At 66.3% G+C, this 6,066-nt stretch carries 8 protein-coding genes; all 8 read left to right on the forward strand.

The window, feature by feature from the left end:
* The first annotated feature begins 143 nt into the window (after positions 1-143).
* Entirely contained in the window at positions 144-590 is a 447-nt protein-coding gene (locus JCM9942_RS09615; protein ID WP_054659296.1) for a hypothetical protein, read from the forward strand.
* Between the two features lie 184 nt (positions 591-774).
* Complete coding sequence (locus JCM9942_RS09620) at positions 775-2,010, forward strand: phage adaptor protein (RefSeq protein WP_054659298.1); 1,236 nt, start codon at positions 775-777, stop codon at positions 2,008-2,010.
* A gap of 2 nt (positions 2,011-2,012) precedes the next feature.
* Entirely contained in the window at positions 2,013-2,258 is a 246-nt protein-coding gene (locus tag JCM9942_RS20225; protein ID WP_256202355.1) for a hypothetical protein, read from the forward strand.
* A gap of 2 nt (positions 2,259-2,260) precedes the next feature.
* Positions 2,261-2,797 carry a hypothetical protein gene (locus JCM9942_RS09625; protein WP_256202356.1) on the forward strand — a complete coding sequence of 179 codons (537 nt, stop codon included), beginning with the start codon at positions 2,261-2,263 and terminating at the stop codon, positions 2,795-2,797.
* Positions 2,797-4,632 carry a hypothetical protein gene (locus tag JCM9942_RS09630; protein ID WP_054659300.1) on the forward strand — a complete coding sequence of 612 codons (1,836 nt, stop codon included), beginning with the start codon at positions 2,797-2,799 and terminating at the stop codon, positions 4,630-4,632. Before JCM9942_RS09625 ends, JCM9942_RS09630 begins: the two co-directional genes overlap by 1 nt.
* A gap of 41 nt (positions 4,633-4,673) precedes the next feature.
* Positions 4,674-5,183, forward strand: coding sequence for a hypothetical protein (locus tag JCM9942_RS09635; RefSeq protein ID WP_145974350.1), 510 nt, complete (start codon positions 4,674-4,676; stop codon positions 5,181-5,183).
* Positions 5,183-5,794: a hypothetical protein gene (locus tag JCM9942_RS09640; protein ID WP_054659304.1), complete on the forward strand. Its 612-nt coding sequence runs from the start codon at positions 5,183-5,185 to the stop codon at positions 5,792-5,794. The genes JCM9942_RS09635 and JCM9942_RS09640 overlap by 1 nt, the downstream gene beginning before the upstream one ends.
* The coding region (locus tag JCM9942_RS09645) for a hypothetical protein (RefSeq protein ID WP_157722856.1) at positions 5,794-6,066 on the forward strand (273 nt) is incomplete at its 3' end. The genes JCM9942_RS09640 and JCM9942_RS09645, both read left to right, overlap by 1 nt.

Genomic DNA, 6,066 nt, shown 5'->3' on the forward strand with positions numbered 1-6,066 from the left:
CCAGCGGCCGGTGACGCCGGCTGGGTCACGCTGCTGAGCGGCGCGGCCAATCTCGGCCCGGTCGTGGAAGTCGCCGACCTGCCGAAGTTCGTCAAGCTGGGTGCCGCTGCCACGGGCCCGATCACCCTGGAGGGCGTGCAGTAATGGCCAAGATCATCACCCTGACGCTGGTCACCCTGCTGATCGACCGCGACGCCAGCACCAAGCTTCCGACCACCGTGCCGGAATACGAGCAGTCCATCCTCGAAGAGATCTACGGGGAGGAGCTGGTGACCGAACTCGAAACCAGGGACGTGCAGTTCGAGGACTTCGACGTCGGCACCGCCTTCGCTGGTCTGGTCAAGAAGTACGGCGGCAACGCTGACTCCGACGCGGCGCGCGCTCGCTACTTCAACCGCGAGCGGGATCTGGCCAAGTTCATCGACAGCCGGCAGCCGTCGGCGGCCAAGGCTGAGGCGAAGGCTCCGGCGCTCACCGCAGCCGAGAAGAAGGCGGCCAAGGCTGCGGCGAAGTCCGGCAAGGACGCGCCGCCGGCGACCGACTTCACCGAGCTGCTGGCCGGCGATGTTGCTCGATCACCGAGAAGCTGAAGGGCCTGAGCGATGCGGACTTGGTTGCGATCGAAGCGGCGGAAACCGAAGGCCAAGCCCGCGAGGATCTGCTGGCCGCGATCGATGACGAGAGCGAGTCCCGCAAGCAGTAACCCGACCCGCTGGCGGCGGTGACGGCGGCCGGCCGGGGGTGACTCCGGTCGGCCTTTTCACAGGAGGAAACATGGCCATCAAATACGACTTCGATAGCGTTCCGGCTGACGTTGCCGTCATTACCCATCTGCAGCTGGGGGGCGGAGTTTCAGCTGCTGGCGGCGGCTTTCTCACATTCGATAAGGCCGACACGGAGTACGGCGATGGCGACTTCACCCTGAATTTCCGAAACGAGGTGGATCTGGTCGTCATTGTGGAGTTCGTCGAGTTCAACTCGCAGAGTCCATCGGCTGACACGCTCTCGTACGAGGCGGCGCAGATCGAAGAGAACGACAGCTTCACCAAATATCTCAACGAAACCCCTCCGTACCCCAGCGACACCATTGGGCCCTACGGGATCGTGGGATCTTTCACGCCCACGCAGCTGCGAATCCCATACACGACTTGGGGTGGCGGCGCAGACAAATACCTGGACTTCTGGCCCTCCAAGTACGGAGCTGGGCCTGCCGGATCGCTCATCCCGATGCCGGGGCGCTACACGGTGCGAATCCAGTTCGAGATCGCCGGTGACGATGGTGGCGGCGAGACGGGGACCGACTACAACTGCGCGTGCGACGACGCACAGCCAACGGTCACGCTGCAGCAGATGCGAGAGCGCCTCGCGCGCCGGCTGGGCTTTTCGGTGCAGGTGAGCATGGGCGCCTTGCCGCCGGGTATGCCAGAGCTGCTGGACGACTTCGTCCGCAGCGCCCATGAATTCCTGTATCAGCGCTACTCGGTGATGCGCCTGCGCCGTATGTTCACGTGGGATCTGGCACCGGGTGTGCGCTTCTATGATCTCGACGGCAACGTCGACACCTGCCCGCGGGTGCTGAACCCGGACAAGCTGGAATGGGTGGGCATCTCGCAGGGTGACTCCAGCTGGCAGCCGTTAATCTGCGGCATCAATCCGGTGCTGTACGGCTCGACCGGCACGGGAATTCCGTCGCACTACGAGATCCGGCAGTGCATCGAGGTGTGGCCGGCACCGGTAGACGACACCTGGCAGCTACGCATCAAAGGGGATTTCGGCCCCTCGCCGATGGAGGCAGATGGAGATGTGCTGACGGCGGATCCCGAGGCAGTGTTCCTGCAGGCACTGGCCAACGCCAAGGCGCACTACGGCCAGGCCGATGCGGGCAACTACGCCAGCCAGGCGACGGCCTACATCCGTAGCCGTGTGGCCGGCTCACACCAGACGCGCCGCTACATCCCGGGCACCCGCGTCCAGGCGCCGGCAGTTCGCCCGGTGCTGAAGGAGGATTGAGCATGCGGCAGATCGCAATGTCAGCGGTCAAAGCTGGCATCACCCGGCTGCGCGACAAGGGCGGCGCGTCTTCGGACTCGCTGTACGACCTGCTCAACGGGTACGTGACCGCGGCGCGGACCATCAAGTGCCGTCCCGGCACGCGTATCGACGCCGAGCTACCTGAGGGCACGAAAGGCTGGTCTGGTTCAAGGGCAAGTTCGTGGTGTTCTCCCACCACGTCCGGAGCAGTGACGACCCGCGAGTAGAGGTGGAGGTGATCCGCCATCCGTCTGCCGCGGATACGCCGATCAAGGACATCCACTTTGCCCTGCCGTTCTTGGGCTACCTGTACGTGGTGGCCGAGTTCGAAGATGGGCTGGTGCGCCACTATTGGCTGGAGAAGGGCGAGGAGTGGCTGCCCGGTCATGTGTATCTGCCCGGCACGTTGGTGCGCCCGAGCAATGGCAACGGTCTGGCCTATCGCGTGGAGTCTGACCGCGCCGGCTATGTGCCGTGGGCACCCAATGTGGCCCGAGCACTGGGCGATGTCGTGGTGCCGATCGTCGACAACGGCTACCGGTACGTCGCCACCGAAGTGATCGGCGACAGCCCACGCTCTGGTACATCCGAGCCGGTGTGGCCCACCAATCCCGGCGAGGTGGTCATCGAAGAGGTGGACGCCCAGGCCCAGTACACCGTTCCCGAAGCAGGCGCCGGCAGCGCTACGGTGCCGCCCAGCGTTACGGACCGCTACGGCCACGGCAATGCCGCGAACAGCACGGCAAGCAACACGGAGATCCGCTGATGAGCTATGCCGTATGGCAGCCCGGCTTTCTGTACCAGCCTGGCGATATCGTCGTTCCGATCACCATGCCATCGCCGGGCGCGACCGCGGTGGTCAACGGGGACTTCAGCGCCGGCGCGTCGGGCTGGGATTACAGCGGCGGCGCGGCCTACGTCTCCGATGGCCATGGTTTTGGCGGGGTTGGGTGCGTCCGCCTGCCCGGGAATGTCGCCTCGGGCCTGGCGCTGAACCAGACCCGCCTCATCGTGCCGGTGGGAAAGTCGATCACCGCGTCCTGCATGATCGAGCAGGGCGCCTCCACCGTGGGCGCAACGCGCGGCTGGGTCGAGGTGCAGTGGTACGCGGCCGATGACACTCCACTGGGCTCGCCCGATAAGGGCAACGAGGTCAACGACGGCAGGGGCGGGGCATGGCACCGGTCCAGCGTCACTGCGACCTGCCCAGCTGGGGCTGCCTACTGCCGAGCCGGCATCGCACTGTGGTCCGTCGCCGACCACAACTACCCGATCTGGGGCGACGCCCTGCAGGTCTCGGGGACCTTCGCGGGGCTCCCGTCTGGGTTGGCCTACCGGGCTGTGCAGAGCGAGTCGGGGTTCTCGGCGGCGAGCGAGCCGGCCTGGCCACCCATCCTCGGGCAGCAGGTGATCGACAACGAAGTCACCTGGGAGGCCATCTCGGCCACGCGCGTGGTGTGGACGGCCGAACCGCTGTACGTCAGCGGGACTGTGGAGCCGGACTGGCCGCAGGACGATGGCGGGATGGTCAAGGATGGCTCGGTAACCTTTCGGGCGGTATCGCGCCGCGTGGAGGATCCGAATTGCCCGAACACCAAGATCGTCGGGATCGCCGCATCCAAGGTCTTTTGCGCCGACGACGACATCGTGCGCTACAGCGCCACGGTCAATCCGCTGGATTGGTCCAGCAGCGACGACGCCGGCTATCTGCCCACAGGCCTGCAGAACTACGGCGCCAACCCGGTGGAGGCCATGGGCCTGTACCGCGGCAACCTGATCCCGTTCAACGCCGAGGCCTTCCAGCTCTGGCAGGTCGATGAGGACCCGGCCAGCATGGCGCTGCTGGACGCCTTGCCGATGGGGAGCACGCAGCATCACGCGATGGCGCCGGTGTCGAACGATCTGTTCTTCCTGGCCTCGCAGGGGGTGCGCACCGTCGGTATCGCCGCCAGCAGCACCAACTTCCAGGCCGGCGACGTGGGCATGCCGATCGATCCGCTGGTCCAGGCGGCCATGGCCGATGGCGTGGCGCCGCTGGGCCTGTATTTCCCGGCGGCCGGACAATACTGGCTGATGTTCCCGCGCGAGACCGACACGCATGTGTTCGTCTACACGATGACCCGGATCGGACAGGTGGGCGCCTGGTCCCGGTACGAGTTCCCGTTCGTGGTCGAGGACTGGGCGATCGCGGGGGATTCGCTGTACCTGCGGTCGGGAGATCACGTGCATCGCGTGGATGAGACGGTGCTGGGCGATGAGGTGATGGTGGGCGATGATCCGCCGGTGCCCACGGTCGTCCCCTTCCCGGGCCTCATCCGCTGGCCGTGGCTGGACTTCGGGCAGCCGGGCGTGACCAAGATGCTTTACGGCTTCGATGTCGTTGGCACCGGCGCTGTCTCCGTGTCCTTTGGCATCGACCAGAGCAACGGCGGCCTGTTCACGCCGGGCTATCCGGTGCCGGCGGATACCGTGCCTGGCATGGTGATCCCGATGCCGCTGGCGGCGGCGTCGCTGGCTGTGGAGCTGCGTTATGACGGCTCCGAGCAATGGCAGTGGAATGCCCTGCAGCTCTATCTGCAGGACAGCCGGCCGATGAGCTGATGCTCCGTTGAACCGATGACGGGCTGGCCGAGCATAGCGGCATGAAAACAGCCCGCCTTCCTTCGAACGTGATCCCCTGCAGGCCGGAGCACATCGTCTACCTGGTCAAGAAGATGCGCGAGGACGAGCGCGCGCAGTTCATCGCGCTGAGCGGGCTGGAGCAGTTCGACGAGGACGCGGCGGTTCGTTGGTTCATCGAGGCCGCCCACCTGAGCGGGGTGTATGCCGTGACGGTGCTGCAGGACGACGATCTGCCCGCCGCTGCCGGGGGCTTCCAGCCGGCCGGGCCGGGCGTGTGGCAAGCGTGGATGCTGGGCTCCGAACAGGGCTGGTCCGAGCAGTGGCGAAGCCTGACCAAGGGCACGCGGTGGTTGATGGATCGGATCTTCGAATCCGGCGCCCATCGGCTGCAGACCAGCGCCATCACCAGCCGGGAGCACGCCATCGAGTGGTTCGAGCGCTCGCTGGGCTTCAAGGCCGAGGGCGTGTGGCGCCACTACGGCATCCGGGGCGAGGACGTCGCCCACTTTTCCCGACTGCGAGGTGAGTAATGGGCGGCGGCGGATCCAGCAAGGCGACCAACAAGGCCACCCAGGCCGAGGGGTTGCGCCAGGCCAACATCAACCGCTCGGTGCAGCAGATCAACCAGATCTACGGCAGCCCGCAGCGTGAGGCGGACATCAACGACTTCCTCGGCGCCAGCCGCAGCTTCTACAGGCAGAACCTGGACCGGCAGAAGGACACGGCCGACCGCAGCCTGAAGTTCGCGATGGCGCGCAACGGGCAGACCGGCGGCTCGGTGGCCGTGGATGCCAACCGCCAGCTGGGGCAGGACTACCAGCAGGGCGTCCTGTCTGCCGATCGCCTGGCGCAGAGCGCGGCCAATGAGCTGCGCAATGCCGACGAGCAGAGCCGCATGAACATGATCTCGCTGGCGCAGTCGGGGGCGGACCTCACTGCCGGCGGTGCCCGGGCGGCGCAGATGCTGCAGGCCAACCTGGCCGGCGCCAATGCCAGCCTGACCACCAATGCCTTGGGCGACGTCTTCGGCGGGCTGTCGAAGATCTACGAGAACAGCCGGAACGCCGCAGCTGAGCGCCGCGGCAACCGGGATATCTACAACCTGCTGTACACGCCCGGGTTTGGGCAAGGAGGCCGCTGATGGGGACCGAGTCGATCTGGATTCCGATGGTCATGGCTGGCCTCAGTGCCGGCGTGAACTACAACGAGCAGCGCAAGACCGCCAAGCGACAGGACAATATCCTGGCCGGGCAGATCCAGCAGAACTCGGTGCGGCAGGCTGAAGCCGACCGCGCGGTGGGCGACGCGCTTCGTGATCGATCCCTGTCCAGTGCCGAGCAGGAGCGCGCCAGCACCGGCAACCAGTACCTGGACCAGGTGCGGGCGGCGCAGGCCAGCGCCACGCAGGGGCTT

The sequence above is a fragment of the Stenotrophomonas pictorum JCM 9942 genome (assembly GCF_001310775.1).
In the GTDB taxonomy this organism is placed as follows: domain Bacteria; phylum Pseudomonadota; class Gammaproteobacteria; order Xanthomonadales; family Xanthomonadaceae; genus Stenotrophomonas; species Stenotrophomonas pictorum.

Bases quoted from the DNA above. Each gene is read 5' to 3' on its own strand.
- JCM9942_RS20225 (WP_256202355.1), top strand. From the start codon at position 2,013: ATGCGGCAGATCGCAATGTCAGCGGTCAAAGCTGGCATCACCCGGCTG.
- JCM9942_RS09630 (WP_054659300.1), top strand. From the start codon at position 2,797: ATGAGCTATGCCGTATGGCAGCCCGGCTTTCTGTACCAGCCTGGCGAT.
- JCM9942_RS09615 (WP_054659296.1), top strand. From the start codon at position 144: ATGGCCAAGATCATCACCCTGACGCTGGTCACCCTGCTGATCGACCGC.
- JCM9942_RS09640 (WP_054659304.1), top strand. From the start codon at position 5,183: ATGGGCGGCGGCGGATCCAGCAAGGCGACCAACAAGGCCACCCAGGCC.
- JCM9942_RS09635 (WP_145974350.1), top strand. From the start codon at position 4,674: ATGAAAACAGCCCGCCTTCCTTCGAACGTGATCCCCTGCAGGCCGGAG.
- JCM9942_RS09620 (WP_054659298.1), top strand. From the start codon at position 775: ATGGCCATCAAATACGACTTCGATAGCGTTCCGGCTGACGTTGCCGTC.